Raw genomic sequence first — 20567 nt, forward strand, 5'->3', positions numbered from 1 at the left:
AATTCACATCGCTTGCTCGTTCATGGCTAACGATCAAATTCAAAGCTTCACTCTTGCTCAAAAGCATTTGATATAGAAATAATACCTTAGTTAATTACTAGATATCTATTTTTAAAAGCAAGAGATTTAGTAAATGGACTTTTTAATACATACACTTATTTGCGATTCGATCAAATCATGTTTCGAATTAGATGATATAAAAAGACTGATTCCATTAAAAGAGACAAGCGCTTGGCCTGTCTCTTTTAATCTTATACTATTTGCGATGGTATTCATTGTTTTCCAGGTCGGTCCGGACGATTAGGACGTCGCAAGGGGCATTGCGGATAACGTATTCTGAAACAGAACCGATGAAGAGGCGTTCAACTGCATTCAGCCCAGTGGCCCCGATCATAATCAGATCAATTTCCTTTTCCAAGGCTAGGTCTTTAGCAATTTGAACTTTTGGTGAACCATAGTCAATAATGGTTTCAACTTCCTGGACGCCTTCTTTTTCAGCGTAAGTCTTGTAATCATTGAGAACGCTAGAAGCTTGTTCCACTAATTCATTGGTATAGGCGCCTTCATAGCCGGTTGGGGTTTGGACAGCACGTGTATCAATAATATGAGCGATGACTAGGGCACCGTTATTGCGCTTTGCCACATGGACCGCCTTTTTGAAAGCTAGTTCAGCTTCTTTAGAACCATCAATAGGGGCTAAAATACGTGAATACTCTTGATACATAGTGATCACACTCCTTCTTTACCTCTATTATAACATCTTTTTGAAAAAATTAAATCGACTTCATTGTTGTGAGCTTAAGATTTCACAAGTCTTTTCATAAATGGTAGTTTACTCAATTGATTGGGTAAACATTTGCTTTACTTTTAAGCAAAACTAGTTGGTATATAAAGGTGTCTGATTCAATTTCGAATTATCGAAACAAAATGTCGATAGCTTTATAAAACAGCTAGGTAAAAAATACAAAAAAAGAGCTCCGACAGGTGCCGTGTGCTCTATCTGTATTGAACCCGCTCTCTTAAGTGCAGGTGGGTTTCGCTATCCAGCTTCAGACTTCCCCGTGATGGGGCGTGTCCTCCACTGGAGTTCACGAATCCCTAGATAGTAAAATTTGTTCGGTCAACACATTAAAGGAATAACACGTACACTTCAGAACTCTTCTCTTATAATTTATCATTAGATACTAAAAAATGCAAGCGATTACGCCTGAAAGTTTTAACTTATCCTTTTTTTAATTTTTCTCGGTAGGCTTGCATCTGTCCGAGGGCTTGTTCGTACTTACCGGTTTGACCAGCCTGGTAGTAATGTTTACCTTTGAGGGTATCAGGCAGGTAGTCTTGGGCGACCCAGTGGTTTGGGTAGTCGTGGGGGTAGCGGTAGCCTTGGCCATGGCCGAGGGCTTTAGAGCCTGCATAGTGGCCGTCGCGCAGGTGTTTGGGGACAAGGCCAGCTTTGCCTTGGCGAACATCAGCTAAGGCAGCATCGATAGCCTTGATGGCTGAATTGGACTTGGGGGATAGAGCCAGGTCAATGATGGCATTAGCTAGGGGAATTCGGGCTTCCGGGTAGCCAACTTGAAGGGCGGCATCGACCGCTGCCTGGGTTCTCTGGCAGGCTTCTGGATTGGCTAGACCGATATCTTCGTAAGCCGTAATTAAGAGGCGACGGCAGAGGACTTTTAAGTCGCCCCCTTCCATCAAACGAGCCGCATAGAGGAGGGCAGCATCAACGTCCGACCCGCGAATACTCTTCTGGAAGGCGGAGATGACATCATAGTGCTGGTCGCCATCCGCATCGTGGCTGAAGGACTTCTTCTGGATACAATTCTCGGCCGTTGCGAGGTCAATGATGATCTGGCCCTGGTCGTCTTCAGGGGTTGAGAGAGCCGCCAAGTCCAGGGCATTAAGGGCAGAGCGGATGTCCCCGTTTGAGGCTTGGGCCAGGTGGTCTAGGGCGGCGTCATCGATTTGAATGGCTAACTTGCCGAGCCCTCTTTCCTCATCGGCCAGAGCTTTCTCTAGGCCTTGCTTGATATCAGCCTGGCTGAGGGGTTCGAGCTGGAAGATTTGCGTCCGGCTACGGATGGCTGGGTTAATGCTGATATAGGGGTTTTCGGTCGTCGCACCGATTAGGATAATGCGTCCGTTTTCCAAGTGGGGGAGCAAGAAGTCTTGCTTGGCCTTGTCCAAACGGTGGATTTCGTCTAAGAGCAGGATGATTTGCCCGCTCATTTTAGCTTCGGCAGCGACTTGTTGGAGGTCTTTCTTAGTGTCCGTTGCTGCATTGAGCTGGCGCAGTTGGATATCGAGTGACCCAGCAATGGCCTGGGCCAGGCTGGTCTTACCCGTTCCAGGTGGGCCATAGAGAATCATAGAACTGAGACGGTTGGCTTCCACCATCCGCCGAATAATTTGTTTGGGGCCAATTAAGTGGGCTTGGCCGAGCATATCCTCGATTTTTTGAGGCCGCATCCGATAAGCGAGCGGGGCTTTTGCTTGGGCCATATGATTACCTCCTTTAGTTTATCTTCTTATTCTAATATACTATAAATCAAGACTGAAAGGAATTTACTTACTAAAAATAATTAAATTAAGTTTAAATCTGTGCGAATACCGGATCCCCGTGCTAAAATAGTCATATAGTCTATCTAAATTTATAAAAAGAGAGAAGGAGCTGTGTATGCGTCATTTTCAAGCTTTCCTTAATGCACACCCCGAACTGAAAACCGCCTTCCAGCATGTGTCGCTCGGTATTGAGCGCGAAGGCCACCGTATCAAAACAAATGGAGACTTAGCACGAAGCCCCCATCCATCTGCTGTTGATGGCAGTTCAGATAACAAGTATATCCAAAGAGACTTTGCGGAGTCCCAATTGGAGTTGGTGACTCCTCCTGTTTACTCAGAAGAGGGGGTTTACCATTGGCTTGAGGCCATCCACCAAGTAGCTCTAAGATCATTGGCAGAGGATGAATTGCTCTGGCCTTCCAGCATGCCTCCCGTTTTACCAGAAGATGATGCCATCCATGTGGCTGACCTCGACAAAGTTGAAGATGTGGCTTATCGGGAGTACCTAGTCAAGGCTTATGGCAAGAAGGTGCAGATGATTTCTGGCATTCATTTTAACTTTGGTTTTGACCAAGACCTGTTAGAAATCTTCTACCAGGCCGATGACCAAGGCTATGCCTCTATCAAAGAATTCACAACGGCCTTTTATTTGCGCTTAGCCCGTAATTTCTTGCGCTATGAGTGGCTGATTGTCTATTTATTTGGCGCGACACCGAGCGCCCATGACTCCTTCTATAATCGGGCAGAAGATATTTTCCCCCATCCTATCCGGAGCATCCGCAATTCCCATTTGGGCTATGTTAATAAGAAAGATGTGACCTACACCTACGATAACCTTCCAGACTATGTGGAAGAATTAGAAGCCAATGTTAAGGATGGTCGCCTGATTGCTGAGAAGGAATTCTACTCCAATGTCCGCCTGCGTGGGGCTAAGCAAGCTCGAGGCCTCTTGGAGACAGGGATTAAGTATCTGGAATTCCGCCTCTTTGATATCCAAGCGGAGGAAGCTTACGGGATTGGTCTGGATGACATCCGTTTCATGAAATATTTCATTCTCTACCTAGTATGGGCTGATATGGACTGCCAGATGCCCGACGTTTACCAGGGCTATGAGATGAAGTTAGAGGTTGCAGAAGAAGAAACGCTCCAGCCAACTGCTTACCAGGAAGAAGGACTCAACCTCTTAGAGGGCATGACCGAGATGGTGGAAAGCTTAGGCGTTTCCGACACTCTCAATCCGCTCATTGACAGTATGCGCCAGCGCCTACTGGACCCTAGCCTGACCCCGAGTGGGCGCTTGGTGACAAACAATCCAACCGTCGACACCTGGCTAGCGAATAATTTAGACCATGCCAAGGCCAATAAGGAAGCGGCACTTGCCCATCCTTATCTCTTAGGAGGCTTTGAGGATATGGAATTATCGACTCAGATCCTATTGGCGGATGCGATCCAACAAGGCTTGTGGATTGATATTTTGGACCGGCAAGACCAGTTAATTGCCTTGACCTACCGGGACCATACGGAATATGTCAAGAATGCTAATATTACGGGCAAAGATTCGCTGATCTCTTATTATTTGATGGGCAATAAGGTCGTGACCAAGGACCTGCTCCAGGCGGCCGGTTTTACGGTGCCTAAGAGCCAGACTTTTAACTCACTAGACGCTGCCCAGGCTGCAGCCGGGCTCTTTGTGGACAAGAAAGTAGTCGTCAAACCCAAATCGACGAATATGGGGGTAGGCATCTCCATCTTTAAAGAAGGGGCGAGCCAGGAAGGCCTTAGAGAAGCTTTTGATATTGCTTTTGGCTATGATGATACGGTTCTCGTGGAGGAATTTGCCGAGGGGACTGAATATCGTTTCTTCGTTCTCGATAGCAAGTGTTTAGCCGTATTGCTCCGGGTTCCGGCCTTTGTTAAAGGAGACGGCCAGCACAGTATCCGTGAACTAGTTGATCTCAAGAACCAAGATCCTAAGCGGGGCGAGAACCACCGGACCCCCTTGGAAAAGATCAGCCTAGACCGGTCAGCGGCTTTGGTCTTAGAAGCTTACGGTTATGACTTCGATAGCGTCCCTGAAGCAGATGAAATTGTTCCTTTAAGAGAGAATTCTAATATTTCGACGGGGGGCGATTCCATCGATGTGACGGACGATATGGATCCATCTTATCTGGAACTGGCTAGTCAAATGGCCCAGGCCCTAGACGTTAAGGTGACGGGGCTTGACCTGATGATCAGAGACCGCCATCAAGCGGCCCAGGCAGATAACTATGCCTTAATTGAAGCCAATTATAATCCCATGATGATGATGCATATTTATCCCGCCCAGGGCAAGGGACGACGTATTTCCAAAGACCTACTTGCCTATCTTTTCCCTGAAAAAATATTTAAAGATTAAGGAGGAATCAGAATTGGCTATTTACTTAGATTATGCAGCAACCACCCCTGTCCATCCCGATGTGGTGGCCTGCATGACAGATGCCTTTTTGAATGACTTTGGGAATCCCTCAAGCACTTATCAATTAGGCCGAGACGTCCGCCATAAGATTGAGTCCTGCCGGCGGACGATTGCGGGGACCTTGAACGCCAAGGCGGAGGATATTATCTTTACCTCAAGCGGAACGGAAGCCAATACGACGGCCCTCCTAGAGACTGCTGAGCGCTTACAGTCACAGGGACGTCACATTATCTCAAGCCAGGTGGAGCATTCCAGCGTCTACCAATGCATGCACCGTCTGGAAGACCAAGGTTTTGAAGTGACTTATCTAGATATAGACCAAGATGGGCATATTTCACTGGATGACTTCCAAGCGGCCTTGCGTGAAGATACCATTATTGTATCGATTATGCATGGGAATAATGAATTGGGCAGTCTCCAACCGATTGAAGAGGTCGGGAAGATTTGCCAGGAGCGAGGAATCTTTTTCCACACTGATACGGTACAAACTTATATGAAGGTGCCGATTGATGTGGAAGCCCTCCATATTGACGCCTTGGCTCTTTCGGCGCATAAGATCCATGGGCCCAAGGGAATCGGTTTTCTTTACTATCGAGACAGTAACCAGAACTTCAAGTCTTACCTGCCCGGGGGCGGTCAGGAACATGGCAAGCGGGCCTCTACCGAAAGTTACCCTCTCATTGCTGGCTTGACCAAGGCGGTTGACTTGGCCAAGGATAATATGGCTGAGCGGATGGAAAAATTGCGCTCTCTACGCCAATATTTCCTCGATGGAGCTGAAGCGCGAGGGCTCAATTTCCAAATTAACGGGCCTCAGCAAGCTGAACTGGCGAATATTTTAAATATTTATTGGCCGGGACACCCGAGTGACCAAACTCTGATCAAGTGTGACCTCCAAGATATTTACTTATCAGCTGGGTCTGCTTGTAGTGCGGGGTCTTTAGAGCCTAGCCGCGTCTTGGTCAATTTGTATGGGGAAGAAGATGACCGCATTCGTCAAAGCTTGCGCCTATCTTTTGATCCGCATACCAGCCAGGCTGAGCTTGACCAAGTGCTTGATCGATTAGCTAGTTTTGATTCATAAGGAGGATTCTATGGCTTATCCAAAAACCGCAAAGTTACCAGGGGGAGCTAAAGTTTACCAGCTCCATCCTGACTGTAAAAAATATAGCTTGCGTGACTATCATTTTGTCGAAACAAAATCAGGCAATTTCCAGTATGACCAGGAAGTGAAACCTGATTTCGCCAGTGCCCGTGCCGTGCGCTTGAAGATCACTGTGGATAAAGAACTAACAGGGCTTAAAATGAATGTGACCAATCAAAAAGGCTTGAAGACGGTCAATGTCTTTAAGTCAGATGGCATGGCGGACTTCGTAGAGGCCTTGGACTTTATCTTAGCCGACATGGAAAAATATCAAATCATCCAAGTAGTTTCTGAATAAGTGAGGCTTGGCTGAAGGGGCTGTAAGGCTCCATTATGAAATATAGAAAAATAGAGAGCCTGGAATTGTTGTTCCAGGCTCTCTATTTTTTTATCTTAGTTGAGGATTTCTTTGGCGCAAGCTTGGATAAAGTCTTCAAGGCTTTGGCCTTCGATGAGGGCTTGATCCATGGTCGCCCAATCAATGCCGAGCTTAAAGAAGTTGATGGCTAAGACGTTCTCTTCAATCACGTGGCTAATATCATAAGCTCCGACGAAATTAATGATGAGTTTATTGAAACGGGTATCACAATTAAAGACATCCTTTAATTGGTACACATTTAATTGTTTAACAATGGGGAGCATCATCTCAACGTTACCCGGATCATCGGCGTTAAAGAAGTTAAAGTCATAAAATTCCTTAGCTTTCGGACTGGCTTCTGCTAAAGATTCCTTATTAACGATAGCAGAAAGAACCATCCGGGCAGTTTCTTGGTCGAAGTCTTCCGTATAAATGGCTTCCATCGCGGGATTTGACACAATATCTGAGATGTAGGAATCGCTGCCTTTGTTTCCAGTCGCTACGGTTTGCCATAGAAATTGGAGTAATTCAATTACTTCGTTGTTAATTTTAATGCTCTCTAACCTATAAATGTCATGCCTCCTTTCTATTATCGCGCAGTTTAAACCCTAGGAGAGTTATAACATGAAAGCCCTTATTTGACCATTCTTTTGTTAGGATTGTCCTTCAGAGCAATCTCACTTGAAATTTCCTTGGGGAGGCCGTAGAATAGGGAGATGTTAACACAACACAAATACGACCTTCAATCGTAAATTTATAAAGAAAGATGGTGATGTTGTGTCAGAAGCAAAGAAAGAACGTGTCATTGTCGGCATGTCTGGAGGGGTAGACTCTAGTGTTTCCGCGCTCTTATTGAAAGAAGCGGGCTATGAAGTCATTGGCCTTTTCATGAAGAATTGGGATGAAAAGGATGAGAATGGTGTCTGTACGGCGACTGAAGACTATCAAGATGTAGCCAAGGTTGCTGAACAGATTGGCATTCCTTATTACTCTGTCAATTTTGAGAAAGAGTATTGGGACCGGGTCTTTACTTATTTTTTAGATGAGTATAAGAAGGACCGGACACCTAATCCGGACGTGATGTGCAATAAAGAAATTAAATTTAAGGCCTTCTTAGCCTATGCTGAAGAGTTGGGAGCGGACTATATCGCTATGGGCCACTATGCCCAAGTCCGCCGTGATGAGGATGGCCGTGTCCACCTCCTGAGAGGCCAGGATAATAATAAGGACCAAACCTATTTCTTGAACCAATTGTCTCAAGACCAGTTGCAGAAAGCTCTCTTCCCCATCGGCCACTTGGAGAAGTCGGAAGTCCGTAAAATCGCTGAAGAAAACGACCTAGCCACTGCCCATAAGAAAGATTCCACAGGGGTTTGCTTTATTGGAGAGCGGAATTTCAAGAGCTTTCTCTCCAATTACTTGCCAGCTAAACCCGGCAAGATGCTGACTCTGGATGGCCAGCTAATGGGTGAACATGCCGGGCTTATGTACTATACCATTGGCCAACGTAAGGGTCTAGGCATTGGCGGGACTAGCAAGGGCAATGAGCCTTGGTTCGTTATTGGTAAGAACCAAGCTAAGAATGAACTCTATGTGGGCCAAGGCTTCCACCATCCCATGCTCTATGCGGATTGGCTAGCAGCCAGCGACCTTTCCTTTACCCAGGATGATTGGTCAGAGACGGACTTTGAATGCACAGCTAAAACCCGCTACCGGCAAAAGGACCTGCCTGTCCGTGTCCAAATTCAAGACGATGGAACAGCCAAGGTGACCTTTAAAGAAGCTGCCCGGTCGATTACACCAGGCCAAGCTATTGTCTTTTACCGCGGGGAAGAGTGCTTGGGTGGGGGCACCATCGATGCTGCCTACCAAGGCGATAAGCAACTGCAGTACCAGTAAAGGATTGGATGAGCTCCAGACAGAGATCTGGGGCTTTTTTCTTTGGGAGGGCCTTGTGCTATAATAGGTGGAGTGTTAAAGTTTGAAGGCTCTGCTGATATCTAAGAGTAGAGCGCATAGGAATGGCAATGAAAGGAGGAGGGAGATGAGTCAGACGGAGGATTTAGATTATATAATTGGGGAAATCCAGGCGGTTTTCTTTGAGAATCCGACTAATTATTACAAGGTGATGCAAATTTCTGTAGAAGAAACCAATACCATGTACTCGGAGAAAAAAATTGTCGTGACGGGGAATTTTGTCTCAGTTCAAGAAGGAACGGCCTATCAATTTAATGGTCACTTGGTTGAACATGCCAAGTATGGCCTCCAGTTTCAAGTCCAATCGTTTGAACCGGTTAAAATCACCAGTAAGAATGGCTTGGTTCGCTATTTTTCTTCCTCGCAGTTTCCAGGCATTGGGAAGACCTTGGCCAGCCGGATTGTCGAAGTCCTCGGTAGCCAGGCCATCGATGTGATCCTGGCTGAGCCGGAGCGCTTAAAGGAAGTCAAAGGGCTATCCAAGAAATTGCGGACCATGCTGGTGGAGTTGATCCAAGAAGACCAGGGCAGTCAGCGGGTGATGATGCAGCTCTCCGAATGGGGCTTTTCGTCTAGCCTGGCTGCTCGGATCTATGAGAAATACCGGGACCAAGCCGTGGAAGTGATCGAGGAGAACCCCTATCAATTGGTGCGTGAGATTGAGGGCTTCGGTTTCAAGCGGGCGGACCAGCTAGCGGCTAAGATGGACCTGGCCTATGATAGTCCCAAGCGTTTGGCAGGGGCCTTAAATTATTGCCTCTATGAAATCTGCTACCGGTCCGGCAATACCTATGTGGAAGCGGACCAGCTGGTACAAGTGGCGACAGACCAGGTCAATCTGGGCCTCTACCAGGACCGGGTGCCCGCTCAAGCTGTCCAGGATACTTTAGACCAAATGCTGGAAGAAGGCCTCCTTATCTGCCCTGAAGCTTCGACTCGGGTGGCCCTGCCCCATCTCTTCTTACAGGAGGAGACCATTGCTCGCCGCCTGACGGATATGATTGCCTCTCCGCTCGGTCAGGATTTAGACCAGGAAGCCATTGACCGGGCCATTGACCAGGTTGAGATTGAGTGGAATCTCAAATATGGCCATGCCCAAAAACAAGCCATCAAAGAAGCCCTCCAATCCAAATTCTATGTCCTAACCGGTGGACCTGGGACGGGGAAGACGACGGTCCTTAAGGGGATTGTTGCTGTCTATGCCCGACTTAAAAACCTGTCCTTGGCGGAGGAAGACTATCTGGAGGATAGTTATCCCATCGCTTTAGCCGCGCCAACAGGACGGGCGGCAAAGCGGATGTCTGAAGTAATTGGTCTACCCGCCTCGACTCTCCACCGCCTGCTCGGCCTGACCAAGGATGAATCCGATGAAGGGGTCGAGGGAATCGGGCAGATGTTAGAAGCCGACCTCTTGATTGTCGATGAACTGTCCATGGTGGATACCTGGTTAGCCTACCAGCTCCTTGAGAGCATCCCGCCTTATATGCAGGTCATCTTTGTCGGGGACGAGGACCAGTTGCCATCAGTTGGTCCTGGTCAGGTGCTGGCTGACATCTTGAGGGCTCAGGTCGCGCCAGCCCGAGAGTTGGATGAAATTTTTCGGCAGAGTGATGACTCCTCGATTACCGAATTGGCCCACCAGATCAAGCAGGGCCTGCTCTCGCCAGACCTGACCCGCCAACACGCTGATCGGTCCTTTATCAAGGCCCAGAGCGCGCAAATTGCGGAAATCGTTGCCCAGATCGCCGAACGTGCCGTGGCCAAGGACTATCTTTTGCGCGATGTCCAAGTTCTCGCTCCCATGTACAAGGGTGAGGCAGGAATCGACCACATCAATGAGGTCCTCCAAGAGCGCTTAAACCCCAATCCCGATAACCGACGGCGGGAAGTGGTCTACTTTGAGAAGATATTCCGGGTAGGGGACAAGGTGCTCCAGCTGCAAAACCAGGCTGAAAAGAATGTCTTTAATGGGGATATGGGGGAAATTGTGGCCATCTTCTTTGCCAAAGAAACCGCATCAAAGGCGGATGAAATCGTGGTAGCCTTCGATGAGGTTGAGGTGACTTATACGCGAACCGACTGGAAGCAGCTGACCCTGGCCTACTGTACCTCTATCCATAAGGCCCAGGGCTCGGAATTCCCTATTGTCATCCTGCCCTTGGTCCACCAGCACCAACGTATGCTCAAGCGCAACCTGGTCTATACAGCTATTACCCGGGCTAAGCAGTCTCTGATTATGTGCGGGGAAGAGGCGGCCTTTGCCCATGCTATCCAGCACCAGGGCGCTAGCCGGCAGACCCAGCTCTATGATTTCCTATTGATTCGTGCCGGTAAAGAGTCTCCGGCGAGTCAGAAGGAAGCAATAGAATCTGAACACAAACAGCCCCCTAGAGAAGCAGCCTCAAAAGCCGAGGCCCCCGATCTTGACCAGGGCCCTAAGCGACTGACCCCAGACTTGGTAGCTAGCCAGGCCATTGACCCGATGATTGGGATGGATGGGTTAAGTCCCTATGATTTCTAGAAGAATGGGCCCGCGACTTGACAGCATGACCTAAGACGCATTATAATCAGTATGATTTGAAATCTAGAGAAGAATTTATCCATGAGACTTCTAGCGAGAACGGATAGTGCAAGCGTTCACTCCTCAATGGACGCTCTCTTCTTAAAATCGCAGATGAAAATTTGCCGCGCTCGCGTTAACAAGCTAATGAAGTGGTAATATCAAAGACGGTGATATTACAATAAAGGTGGTACCGCGTTTCAAGCGCCCTTTATTGTAATAGCACCGTTATTTTTTTTAGGAGGATATGATGAAACAATTAACTAGTGCAGACATTCGGCAATTATTCTTAGATTTCTGGGAAAGCAAGTCCCACGATATCTATCCCAGCGCTTCGCTGGTTCCCCAAGATGATCCGACCCTCTTATGGATCAACTCAGGGGTAGCCGCCCTGAAACATTATTTGGACGGGTCAGAAAAACCTAAAAATCCAAAGATTGCCAATGCCCAAAAATGTATCCGGACCAATGACATTGAGAATGTCGGGGTAACTGCCCGCCACCAAACCTTCTTTGAAATGTTAGGGAACTGGTCAATTGGGGACTATTTCAAGGAAGAAATGCTCCCTTGGGCCTGGGAATTCCTTACCGATGAGAAATGGTTGGGACTAGACAAAGACCGCCTCTACATGACCTATCATCCAGACGATGAAGAGAGTTTAAATATCTGGCGTAAAACCACCCAACTGAGTGAAGACCACTTTGTTCCCGTAGAAGATAACTTCTGGGACTTAGGCGCAGGCCCCTGTGGACCAGATACGGAAATCTTTTTTGACCGGGGTCAAGCTTTCCAAGATTTAGCGGACGACGATCCTGAAATGTATCCAGGGGGCGAAAATGAACGCTATCTCGAAATTTGGAATGTGGTTTTCTCTCAATTCAACCACATGCCTGACGGAAGCTACCAACCCCTCGAACAGAAGAACATTGATACCGGCATGGGGTTAGAACGGATCACCAGCGTCATCCAAAATACGGAAACTAACTTTGAAACCGACCTCTTCGTACCGATTATTAAGGCCATTGAACCGCTGACTGACGGCCACCATTACGGAGAAAACAAAGAAATTAATACGGCTTTCAAAGTGATCGCTGACCATGTCCGGGCGGTAAGCTTTGCCATCGGTGACGGGGCCTTACCTTCCAATGAAGGTCGGGGCTATATCCTCCGCCGTTTAATCCGCCGCAGCGTGATGTACGCTAAACAACTTGGGATTAAGGAAGCCTTCTTGGCCCAATTGGTTCCCGTTGTGGCTGAAGTGATGGGGAGCCACTATCCAAATATTGGCCAACAGGCAGACTTCATCGAAAGCATCATCAGCCAGGAAGAAAAACGCTTCCAAGAAACCATTGAAGAAGGCCAAGCCATCCTCGATGACATGATTCAGGCCCTCAAAGAAAATCATCAAACGGTCCTTTCCGGCCAAGATGCCTTTAAGCTCTATGATACTTACGGCTATCCACTGGAACTGACCGAAGAGCTCTTGGAAAAAGAAGGCCTTGGCATTGATGAGCAAGGTTTCAATGACGAAATGCAAGCCCAACGTGAACGAGCTCGGGCTGCCCGCAAACAAATGGGGGGCTTGGCTGTCCAATCGACCGTCCTTTCTGAGCTCGACGTGCCGAGTCAGTTTACTGGCTACCAAGAAACAGAAAGCCTGGGTCAGATCAATGCGCTAGTTTATGAGGACCAATTGGTGGACCATGTTCCCGCTGATAGCGTCGCCTACTTAGTCGCTGACAAGACACCTTTCTACGGCGAACGTGGGGGCCAGGTCGGGGATACTGGTGTCATTTACAGTCCAGCGGGTGAATTATTGGCCTATGTCACGGATGTCCAACACGCCCCTAATGACCAGAACCTGCATGAAATTGAAACCATTCAGTCCTTGGATCTCAACCAAGAGGTGCGCTTAGTGGTGGACAAGGAGCGTCGCAGCTTGATCCGTAAGAACCATACAGCCACCCACTTGCTCCACCAAGCCTTGAAGGATATCTTAGGTGACCAGGTTAACCAAGCGGGCTCTCTCTTAGACGACCGCTACCTCCGTTTTGACTTTACTTACTTTGGTCACATCGAAGCGGACCAACTTCAAGCTATTGAAGATGAGGTTAACCAAAAAATTTATGATTCGATTCCTGTGAAGACGGTGATTACAGATGCTGATACAGCTAAGGCAGAAGGAGCCATGGCCCTCTTTACCGACAAGTATGACAAGTTGGATGAAGTCCGCATGGTCAAGGTAGCGGACTGGTCGATTGAGCTCTGCGGGGGGACCCATGTGAAGAATACCGCTGAGATCGGCCTCTTCAAGATTACCAGTGAAACAGGTGTCGGCTCTGGTGTGCGCCGGATTGAAGCCCTAACCTCTAAGGCTGCCATCCAATACTTCCAGGGCTTAGAAGACTTATTGGAAGATATTCGCGTGGAAAGCAAGGCCAAGGAAAGAGATGGCATCTTAAATCGGATTAAACAATTAGAAAGCCAAAACAAAGAAATGAGCCAGGAAATTGAATCCCTCCATGCCAAGGCCAATGCCCAAGCAGCCAAGGATATCTTCCAAGATGTAGAAGAAGTAGCTGGTATCCGTCTGATCGCCCAAGAATTACCTAACCGCAACATGGACGACCTACGGAAGATTTCGGACGAATGGAAGCAAAGAACAGACTCCGACCTTCTCGTTCTCGCTACTTCAAACAAGGGCAAGGCTAATCTCTTAGTCGCTGTTAAGGCGGACTTGGTCGACAAGGGCCTCAAAGCAGGCGATATTATTAAGCAAATTGCGCCTAAGATTAACGGGGGTGGTGGCGGCCGTCCAGACATGGCCCAAGCCGGCGGTAAGAACCCAGCGGGGATTCCTGATGCCCTAGCTGAGGTGAAGAAGGTGTTAACCCAAGTTTAAGTTTTGATTACATAGGGGCTAGCTTCTTGTACTTCTGTCAGATTTTGGTTAAAATGATGTTAAAAGATTTGGAGGTGCGATAAGGTATGAGTGTCAAAGATGAAACAGTTCTTTTCAAGTTTGATGAGAATAAAGAAAAAAATGTTCGTGAAACACTGGATATCGTATATGATGCACTTGTAGAAAAAGGCTATGATCCAAGTAGTCAGATTGTAGGCTATCTCTTGTCTGGAGACCCAGCTTACATTCCTCGGCATAACCAGGCCCGCAACCTAATTCGTTATCATGAACGTGACGAGATTATTGAAGAATTAATTCGCAGTTATATGGAAAAGAGTGGGCGCGAGGTCTAATGAAGAGGTATTTAGGATTAGATGTTGGTTCAAGAACTGTGGGGGTCGCTGTTAGCGACCCCCTTGGACTGACTGCCCAAGGTTTAGAGATCATTCAGATTAATGAAGACCAAGAGGAATTTGGCTTAGACCGTTTGGGTGAGTTGATTGACAGCTACCAGGCGTCCAAGGTCGTGATTGGTCTACCCAAAAATATGAATAATTCAGAAGGCCCCCGTGCGGAAGCTTCACGCGCTTATGGCGATAGGGTGAAGCAACACTTTGACCTAGAAGTTGTTTATTTAGACGAGCGTTTGACGACCATGCAGGCTGAACGGATGTTAATTGAAGCAGGGGATGTGAGCCGTAAGAAGCGCAAGCAGGTGATCGATAAGCTTGCTGCAGTTCTTATCTTACAGACCTACTTAGACCAAGAAAGAGCGTGAGAAATAATGGCCAGTGAAGAAAATAAAGAATTAATTACCATTTATGATGAAGAGGGCAATGAGAGCCTCTATGAGATTCTATTTACTTTCGAATCAGATGATTTTGGTAAATCCTATGTCCTGCTCTATCCAGCAGGTTTAGGGGACAGCGATGATATTGAAATTCAAGCTTTCTCTTACCAAGAGAGTGACGATGAATTGAATGGCAGTCTCTATCCTATCGAAAGTGATGAAGAGTGGAACATGGTAGAGGAAGTTTTAAATACCTTTATATCTGATGAATTGTAATTGACTGCAAGGCTCCTGGCCCCGCTAAGGATTGTGGCAAATAGGGGCAGGTTAAAGGATGCAGTTGAAGAAGAGGCTGAGAGATGGCAGCGTCAAGCCAGCCTCTTTTTTTATCATGTGGCAGGCGAGACTCTGCCCAATAATTTGCCTTGTGATTGGCACACTGACACGAATCGACTAGAGAACAGAGAATAGGAGCGTTCACATGAGAAAAAGAACAAGAAGGCAGCCTAGACAAACAGCCGAACAGGAACATTTAGAAGGTCAAGGGCCTAAGCGGAAGTCGGTGACCAACCGTTTAATCACGTCTTTATTCGTTACCTTGATTGTTATCGTCTTGGCTTTTGCGGCTTATATTGGGGTGATGGCATCAACTGGGGGCTTTAAGCCTTCTAAGGATATTGTCATCGAAGTGCCCCAGGGCGCGAGCCAAGCCAGTGTGGCCCAGGAATTAGAGGATAAGCAGGTTATTTTTAATGATGATATTTTCCGCCTCTATCTGCGTTTCAACCCAATTGAAAATCTTCAAGCGGGAACTTATAAAATGCAAACCCATTCTAGTTTCTCCCAAGCAGCTAAAAACTTAGCTGAAGGGGCTAAGGAAATGGAAGCGGGAATTGCGATTCCAGAAGGGACGGATATTGAGTCGATGGCGACCATTATCGAGCAGAATACGCCTTTCTCAGCCCAAGACTTCATGGCGCTTGTGACCAGTCCAGATTATTTCCAAAAGCTCCTAGCCACTTATCCGGAGCTTCTGGCCGATGTGAGCCAAAATAACGATGTCCGTTATAAATTAGAAGGCTATCTCTTCCCGGCAACCTACCAGTTGCGGGAGGGCCAAGACCTCGAAGCTTTTGTAACCCAGATGGTGGATGAAACGAATAAGTTTTACCAAAATAACAAGACCACCTTCCAAGCTTCTGACCTATCCGTGAACGAAATCTTCACCCTAGCTTCTCTAGTAGAGGCTGAAGCGTCGACTACGGAGGACCGGGCCATGATCGCAGGGGTCTTCTATAACCGTTTAGCCGACAAGATGCCTATCCAATCGGACATCTCAGTCAATTACGCCTTGGGTGAACACAAGTCTTACGTGACCATCAAGGATACCCAGGTGGATTCCCCTTACAATCTCTACAAGAATCCAGGCTTGGGGCCAGGCCCTTATAATAATCCAGGGGCGGAATCGCTCCAGGCAGTCCTCAATCCTAAAGAAAATGACTACTATTATTTTGTGGCCGACCTGTCAACAGGGGAAGTTTATTATTCCAAGACCTATGAAGACCATCTCAAGCTAGTTGATGAACACGTCAGCGAAGAGGACGCCAAGCTAGCCCAACCTAAGGCCAGTCAATCCACTGGCCAAAGTCAAACACAAGCAACAAGTTCAAGTAATTAAGAGGAGACAATATGACAGAACAAATCGTTATCGGCGTGACCGGGGGAACCGGGAGTGGGAAGACAACCATTACTCAGCGGATTATGGAAGAATTTAAGGATGTATCCATTGTTTACATCCCCCAAGACGCCTATTACAAGGACCAGACCCATCTGACCATGGAAGAGCGTCAGAAGACCAATTATGACCATCCCCTGGCCTTCGATATGGAACTTTTGAAGGAACATATTAGCCAATTAAGCCAGGGTCAAGCTATCGACATGCCAGTCTATGACTTCGCTGAACACAATCGGAGCCAGGAGACGGTCCATGTTGAGCCTAAGAAGATTATTATCCTAGAAGGGATCCTTTCCCTCTATGATCCAGAACTAAGAGATCTCATGACGATCAAGGTATTTGTTGATACTGATGCGGATATCCGAATCATCCGTCGCATCAAGCGTGATATGGCCGAACGGGGGCGTTCCCTAGATTCCGTCATTGACCAATACATGTCTGTCGTTAAACCCATGCACGAAGAATTTATCGAGCCCACGAAACGTTTTGCCGACTTGATTATTCCAGAAGGTGGGTCAAACTACGTGGCCATTGACTTATTACAAACTAAGATAAAAGATATCTTAAAATAAGCCATTCTTATATTGCGATAGGGCCATGAAAGTGGTACCCTATTGCTATTGATTTTTAATTTATATATGAAGGAGTAAGATTCATGGTAGAAGAAAGCTATCCAATGACAATCGAAGGCAAACAGCGCCTTGAAGCTGAATTAGAAGATTTAAAAGTAAATAGACGTCCAGAAGTCGTAAGCCGGATCAAGATCGCGCGCTCATATGGGGACCTCTCAGAAAATTCTGAATATGAGGCAGCCAAAGATGAACAAGCCTTCGTGGAAGGGCAAATCGCCAAATTGGAAAAAATGATCCGCTATGCTGAAATCATTAACCCAGATGAATTAGACAGCGATGAAGTTTCAATCGGTCGTAAGGTAACTTTCGTGGAATTGCCAGACGGCGACGAAGAAGCCTATACCATCGTAGGTAAGGCCGAAGCAGACCCACTCTCAGGCAAAATCTCCAACGAATCTCCAATCGCCCAAGCCCTCATCGGCAAAAAAGTCGGCGACCAAGTCAGCTTCGAAACCCCAGGCGGCGAACTCGCCCTCAAAATCACCGCAGTAGAAAAAGCTGAGTAAAAAAGGGTGTGAGACTTGGCGGTTAGCTTTCGTTCACTGGAGCAAGTCACCAGAGCAGTCTCGAAGACTGCGGCGGGGACTTGTGAAGTGATACGAAAGCTGCCAAGACGAACCCGACTACACAGGGTGTGAGGGTGCACGATCAGAAGTGGACCTCTGGAGCAAAAGACTAAAGAAGGCTGAAAGCCTTCGATAGGCTTTTGTGAAGAGGAGCCACTTCTGTGCACCCGAACCCGACTAAAAAGGGTGTGAGACTTGGCGCTCAGACTTGCCTGAAGTCACTTCAAGTCTGCAACTGCGAGCCTGACTACAGGATGGAATCCTGTTTCGTAGCAAAATATTTTATAATAATTTATTGAAGCTGGGACTTTTTGTTCCAGCTTTTTTATTCATTAGTCTGAGGATTTGTTATAATAGAAGGAAAGGAGGGATGGTTTTGAAGTTTATTTGCCAGTTACTGGCCTTGTTTATTTTGGGCCTCGTTCTGTATGATTTTTCACAAGCGTTGGGGCTCTTCTTAGTCTTTTTCATAGCGATTAGCTTACTTGGACTCTTCATGCTGGCTCCGGCAGGAAAGACCTGGCCAGCCTATATTCGCTTGCCTTTATTCTTTCTGGCAGTATTAATCCTTTGTCTGAGCCTCTTTCAGCTGCCCCATTTTTGGCTGATCCTATCTCTAGCTGGGCTGATCCTAGCTATCCAATTTTGGCAAAAAGAGAAAGGGAATACTACTGACTTTCAACTAGTCCAGGGTGAAAAAGGGTTAGACCAAGACCGAGGTACTTTCTTTCAATTGGATGACTGGCTTGGCTTCAAGACGGTACCGGTCAAGACTTATGACTGGAATAGCTTCCATGATTATTCTCTCCACGCCTACCGTTTTATTGATCTGACTGAGAAGTTGCCAGTTAAGGGCAAGCAGTGGTTGGCGGTTAGCCAGCTCCACGGTCGGATAAAATTAGTCGTTCCCCAAGCCCAGGCCTGCCAACTGAATATCCAGGCCTATCGAACCCGCTTGACCTGGCAGGGACAGACCTATTGCCTAAACAACCAGCGCTTGTCGCTTCGTACAGGCGACCACTTGGATGAGGACCGGGAATTGATTATTGACTTGACCCAGTTCTGGGGGGAAGTTGAGGTGGTTTTCCTATGAAATGGCGGCGTTTATTTTCCATTTTTATGGTCTGCTTAATCTTTAGCTACGCCTTGTTCGCCTTGACCCTGTATTTTTGCTTTGAGCTCGGCTGGTTGGCTCCCTTCCAATGGACCTGGCAGGACCTTCCACTCGGACTGGCCTTTCTCTTATTGCCCAGCTTCTTAGCTTTTGTTTTAGCCTTGTGCTTGTATAGTTTAATCTTTCGTGATGAGGATCTCTTGCTTCATTACCTGGACCAGCTCAGCCAAGGCAATATCCACCAGCTAGACCGTTTGAATTTGAAGGAAAATCTCTACTTGAGCCCTAACCTCTTGGCTAGGCTAGACTGCTTAAAGGCAACAATTCAGTCGGGACGCTTGGAAAGGCAAAATTTGCACCTGCAATTGGACCAGGCCAGTACAGGCAAATCTGAGGCAGACATTATCCAGGCTGAGCGCCAGCGTGTGGCCAGGGAACTCCACGATTCGGTGAGCCAGGAACTCTTCGCGATGACCATGCTCCTGGCCACCTTGGACCAAGTTTCTGACCAACAGACAGGGCCAGAAGCTGACCTTCGTCAGAAGCTTGCTAATCTAGCTCAAAATGCCCAAAATGAATTGCGGGCCCTCCTACTCCATCTGCGACCCATTGCCTTAGAAAAAAGGTCCCTGGCCCAGGGGATCCAGCATCTCTTTGATGAGTTAGAAGGCAAATTGGCGATTCATTTTGTCACCCGCTTCGATGTGGGGGACTTGGATAAAGAAATTGAGAATAATCTCTTCCGCATTGTCCAAGAGCTCTTATCCAATAGCTTGCGCCATGCCCAAGCGACGGAGATTGAGTGCCAACTCTTTACCCGGCGAGACCGGCTCTATTTAGTCTTTAGGGACAATGGGCGAGGCTTTAAGCAAGGGGCAGACCAGCGAGGGGGCTATGGCCTCCAACACATCCGCGAACGGGTAGACCAGCTAGCAGGCGAGCTACAGATTATTAGCCAGGAGGGGCAGGGGACCCAAGTACGGATCCAAATTGCCCTAGACCAGGATAGAAAGAGGACGACTTAGATGATTAAAGTATTAATTGTAGATGACCATGAAATGGTTCGCTTAGGGGTAGCCTCGTATTTGGCTATCCAGGAAGACATTGAGGTGATAGGAGAGGCGGTTAACGGACAGGAAGCCTATGATAAGGCCCTAGACCTGCGACCAGACCTTATCTTAATGGATGTTGTTATGGATGAAATGGATGGCATTGAGGCCACCCAGGCTATCTTAGCTGACTGGCCAGAAGCTCGGATCCTGATGGTAACGAGCTTCTTAGATGATGATAAATTGTATCCCGCCATGGAAGCAGGGGCTAAGGGCTACATCTTGAAGACATCCTCTGCCCAGGAAATTGCTCAAGCCATTCGCCAAGTGATGGCTGGACAGGAAGTCATGACCCAGGCTGTGTCTGAGAAGATGCAAGAAGATAAGCACAAGGCTAAGGAGCGCCACTTGCACGATGACCTCACCCGGCGCGAATTAGAAGTCTTAGCCCTAATTGCTGAAGGCAAGTCCAACCAGGAAATTGCTGATCTCCTGTTTATTACATTAAAAACGGTCAAGACCCATGTCTCGAATATTTTGTCTAAATTAGAAGTTTCTGACCGAACTCAAGCCACTATTTATGCCTTTAAACATGGTCTCGTCAAAGAAGAAAAGGAGTAAGCCTTCAGCTGAAGACTTACTCCTTTTTTATGCCTTATGTATAAGATTAAGCGCCAAGTCTCACACCCTGTAGTCGGGTTCGACTTGGCAGACTCGGAG

The 20567-nt window shown here is 47.4% G+C and carries 18 protein-coding genes and 1 other RNA gene; 15 read left to right on the top strand and 4 right to left on the bottom strand.

The features are described from left to right. Nucleotides 1-256: 256 nt before the first annotated feature. The 3 genes from HMPREF3090_RS09000 to HMPREF3090_RS09010 form a co-directional block, all read right to left on the bottom strand. Nucleotides 257-724 carry a universal stress protein gene (locus HMPREF3090_RS09000; RefSeq protein WP_067971775.1) on the bottom strand — a complete coding sequence of 156 codons (468 nt, stop codon included), beginning with the start codon at nucleotides 722-724 and terminating at the stop codon, nucleotides 257-259. Between the two features lie 246 nt (nucleotides 725-970). After that, nucleotides 971-1160: non-coding RNA, 6S RNA (gene ssrS, locus HMPREF3090_RS09005), on the bottom strand. Between the two features lie 61 nt (nucleotides 1161-1221). After that, complete coding sequence (locus tag HMPREF3090_RS09010; RefSeq protein WP_067971771.1) at nucleotides 1222-2505, bottom strand: replication-associated recombination protein A; 1284 nt, start codon at nucleotides 2503-2505, stop codon at nucleotides 1222-1224. 175 nt (nucleotides 2506-2680) lie between these two features. Between HMPREF3090_RS09010 and gshAB the strand changes: the two genes are divergently transcribed. The 3 genes from gshAB to HMPREF3090_RS09025 are packed head-to-tail and all read left to right on the top strand — an operon-like array spanning nucleotide 2681 to nucleotide 6462. Further along, the gene (gene gshAB, locus HMPREF3090_RS09015) at nucleotides 2681-4960 is read left to right on the top strand and encodes a bifunctional glutamate--cysteine ligase GshA/glutathione synthetase GshB (protein ID WP_067971767.1); all 2280 of its coding nucleotides are present in this window, start codon (nucleotides 2681-2683) and stop codon (nucleotides 4958-4960) included. 13 nt (nucleotides 4961-4973) lie between these two features. Next, a complete protein-coding gene (locus tag HMPREF3090_RS09020) occupies nucleotides 4974-6104 on the top strand; it encodes a cysteine desulfurase family protein (protein ID WP_067971765.1) in 1131 nt (376 codons plus the stop codon). A gap of 10 nt (nucleotides 6105-6114) precedes the next feature. Then, the gene (locus HMPREF3090_RS09025; RefSeq protein WP_067971762.1) at nucleotides 6115-6462 is read left to right on the top strand and encodes a hypothetical protein; all 348 of its coding nucleotides are present in this window, start codon (nucleotides 6115-6117) and stop codon (nucleotides 6460-6462) included. Between the two features lie 95 nt (nucleotides 6463-6557). Here the strand turns inward: HMPREF3090_RS09025 and HMPREF3090_RS09030 are convergent, their stop codons facing one another. Then, nucleotides 6558-6980: a TDE2712 family protein gene (locus HMPREF3090_RS09030; protein WP_230080822.1), complete on the bottom strand. Its 423-nt coding sequence runs from the start codon at nucleotides 6978-6980 to the stop codon at nucleotides 6558-6560. 319 nt (nucleotides 6981-7299) lie between these two features. Between HMPREF3090_RS09030 and mnmA the strand changes: the two genes are divergently transcribed. The 12 genes from mnmA (at nucleotide 7300) to HMPREF3090_RS09095 (ending at nucleotide 20468) form a co-directional block, all read left to right on the top strand. Continuing rightward, on the top strand, nucleotides 7300-8421 hold the full coding sequence (mnmA, locus tag HMPREF3090_RS09035; RefSeq protein WP_067971757.1) for a tRNA 2-thiouridine(34) synthase MnmA: 1122 nt from the start codon (nucleotides 7300-7302) through the stop codon (nucleotides 8419-8421). Nucleotides 8422-8566: 145 nt separating this feature from the next. Continuing rightward, nucleotides 8567-11020 (top strand): SF1B family DNA helicase RecD2, encoded by a 2454-nt coding sequence (locus HMPREF3090_RS09040; RefSeq protein WP_067971754.1) that lies wholly within the window; start codon nucleotides 8567-8569, stop codon nucleotides 11018-11020. 289 nt (nucleotides 11021-11309) lie between these two features. Beyond that, nucleotides 11310-13961: an alanine--tRNA ligase gene (gene alaS / locus HMPREF3090_RS09045; RefSeq protein WP_067971751.1), complete on the top strand. Its 2652-nt coding sequence runs from the start codon at nucleotides 11310-11312 to the stop codon at nucleotides 13959-13961. An 86-nt stretch (nucleotides 13962-14047) separates the two neighbouring features. Further along, nucleotides 14048-14314: an IreB family regulatory phosphoprotein gene (locus HMPREF3090_RS09050; protein ID WP_067971750.1), complete on the top strand. Its 267-nt coding sequence runs from the start codon at nucleotides 14048-14050 to the stop codon at nucleotides 14312-14314. Beyond that, a complete protein-coding gene (gene ruvX / locus HMPREF3090_RS09055) occupies nucleotides 14314-14739 on the top strand; it encodes a Holliday junction resolvase RuvX (protein WP_067971747.1) in 426 nt (141 codons plus the stop codon). Before HMPREF3090_RS09050 ends, ruvX begins: the two co-directional genes overlap by 1 nt. A 6-nt stretch (nucleotides 14740-14745) precedes the next feature. Continuing rightward, on the top strand, nucleotides 14746-15027 hold the full coding sequence (locus tag HMPREF3090_RS09060; protein WP_067971742.1) for a DUF1292 domain-containing protein: 282 nt from the start codon (nucleotides 14746-14748) through the stop codon (nucleotides 15025-15027). Between the two features lie 205 nt (nucleotides 15028-15232). After that, complete coding sequence (mltG, locus tag HMPREF3090_RS09070; RefSeq protein ID WP_067971736.1) at nucleotides 15233-16429, top strand: endolytic transglycosylase MltG; 1197 nt, start codon at nucleotides 15233-15235, stop codon at nucleotides 16427-16429. An 11-nt stretch (nucleotides 16430-16440) separates the two neighbouring features. After that, complete coding sequence (gene udk / locus HMPREF3090_RS09075; protein ID WP_067971733.1) at nucleotides 16441-17058, top strand: uridine kinase; 618 nt, start codon at nucleotides 16441-16443, stop codon at nucleotides 17056-17058. Nucleotides 17059-17141: 83 nt separating this feature from the next. Further along, entirely contained in the window at nucleotides 17142-17624 is a 483-nt protein-coding gene (gene greA, locus HMPREF3090_RS09080) for a transcription elongation factor GreA (RefSeq protein ID WP_070486525.1), read from the top strand. Between the two features lie 436 nt (nucleotides 17625-18060). Continuing rightward, nucleotides 18061-18777, top strand: a complete 717-nt coding sequence (locus tag HMPREF3090_RS09085; protein WP_067971727.1) for a LiaF domain-containing protein — start codon at nucleotides 18061-18063, stop codon at nucleotides 18775-18777. Further along, the gene (locus tag HMPREF3090_RS09090) at nucleotides 18774-19823 is read left to right on the top strand and encodes a sensor histidine kinase (protein WP_067971724.1); all 1050 of its coding nucleotides are present in this window, start codon (nucleotides 18774-18776) and stop codon (nucleotides 19821-19823) included. The genes HMPREF3090_RS09085 and HMPREF3090_RS09090 overlap by 4 nt, the downstream gene beginning before the upstream one ends. Further along, entirely contained in the window at nucleotides 19824-20468 is a 645-nt protein-coding gene (locus HMPREF3090_RS09095; protein ID WP_067971722.1) for a response regulator transcription factor, read from the top strand. It begins immediately after the preceding gene. Nucleotides 20469-20567: the final 99 nt, after the last annotated feature.

Source organism: Aerococcus sp. HMSC23C02 (assembly GCF_001806805.1).
GTDB lineage: Bacteria > Bacillota > Bacilli > Lactobacillales > Aerococcaceae > Aerococcus > Aerococcus sanguinicola.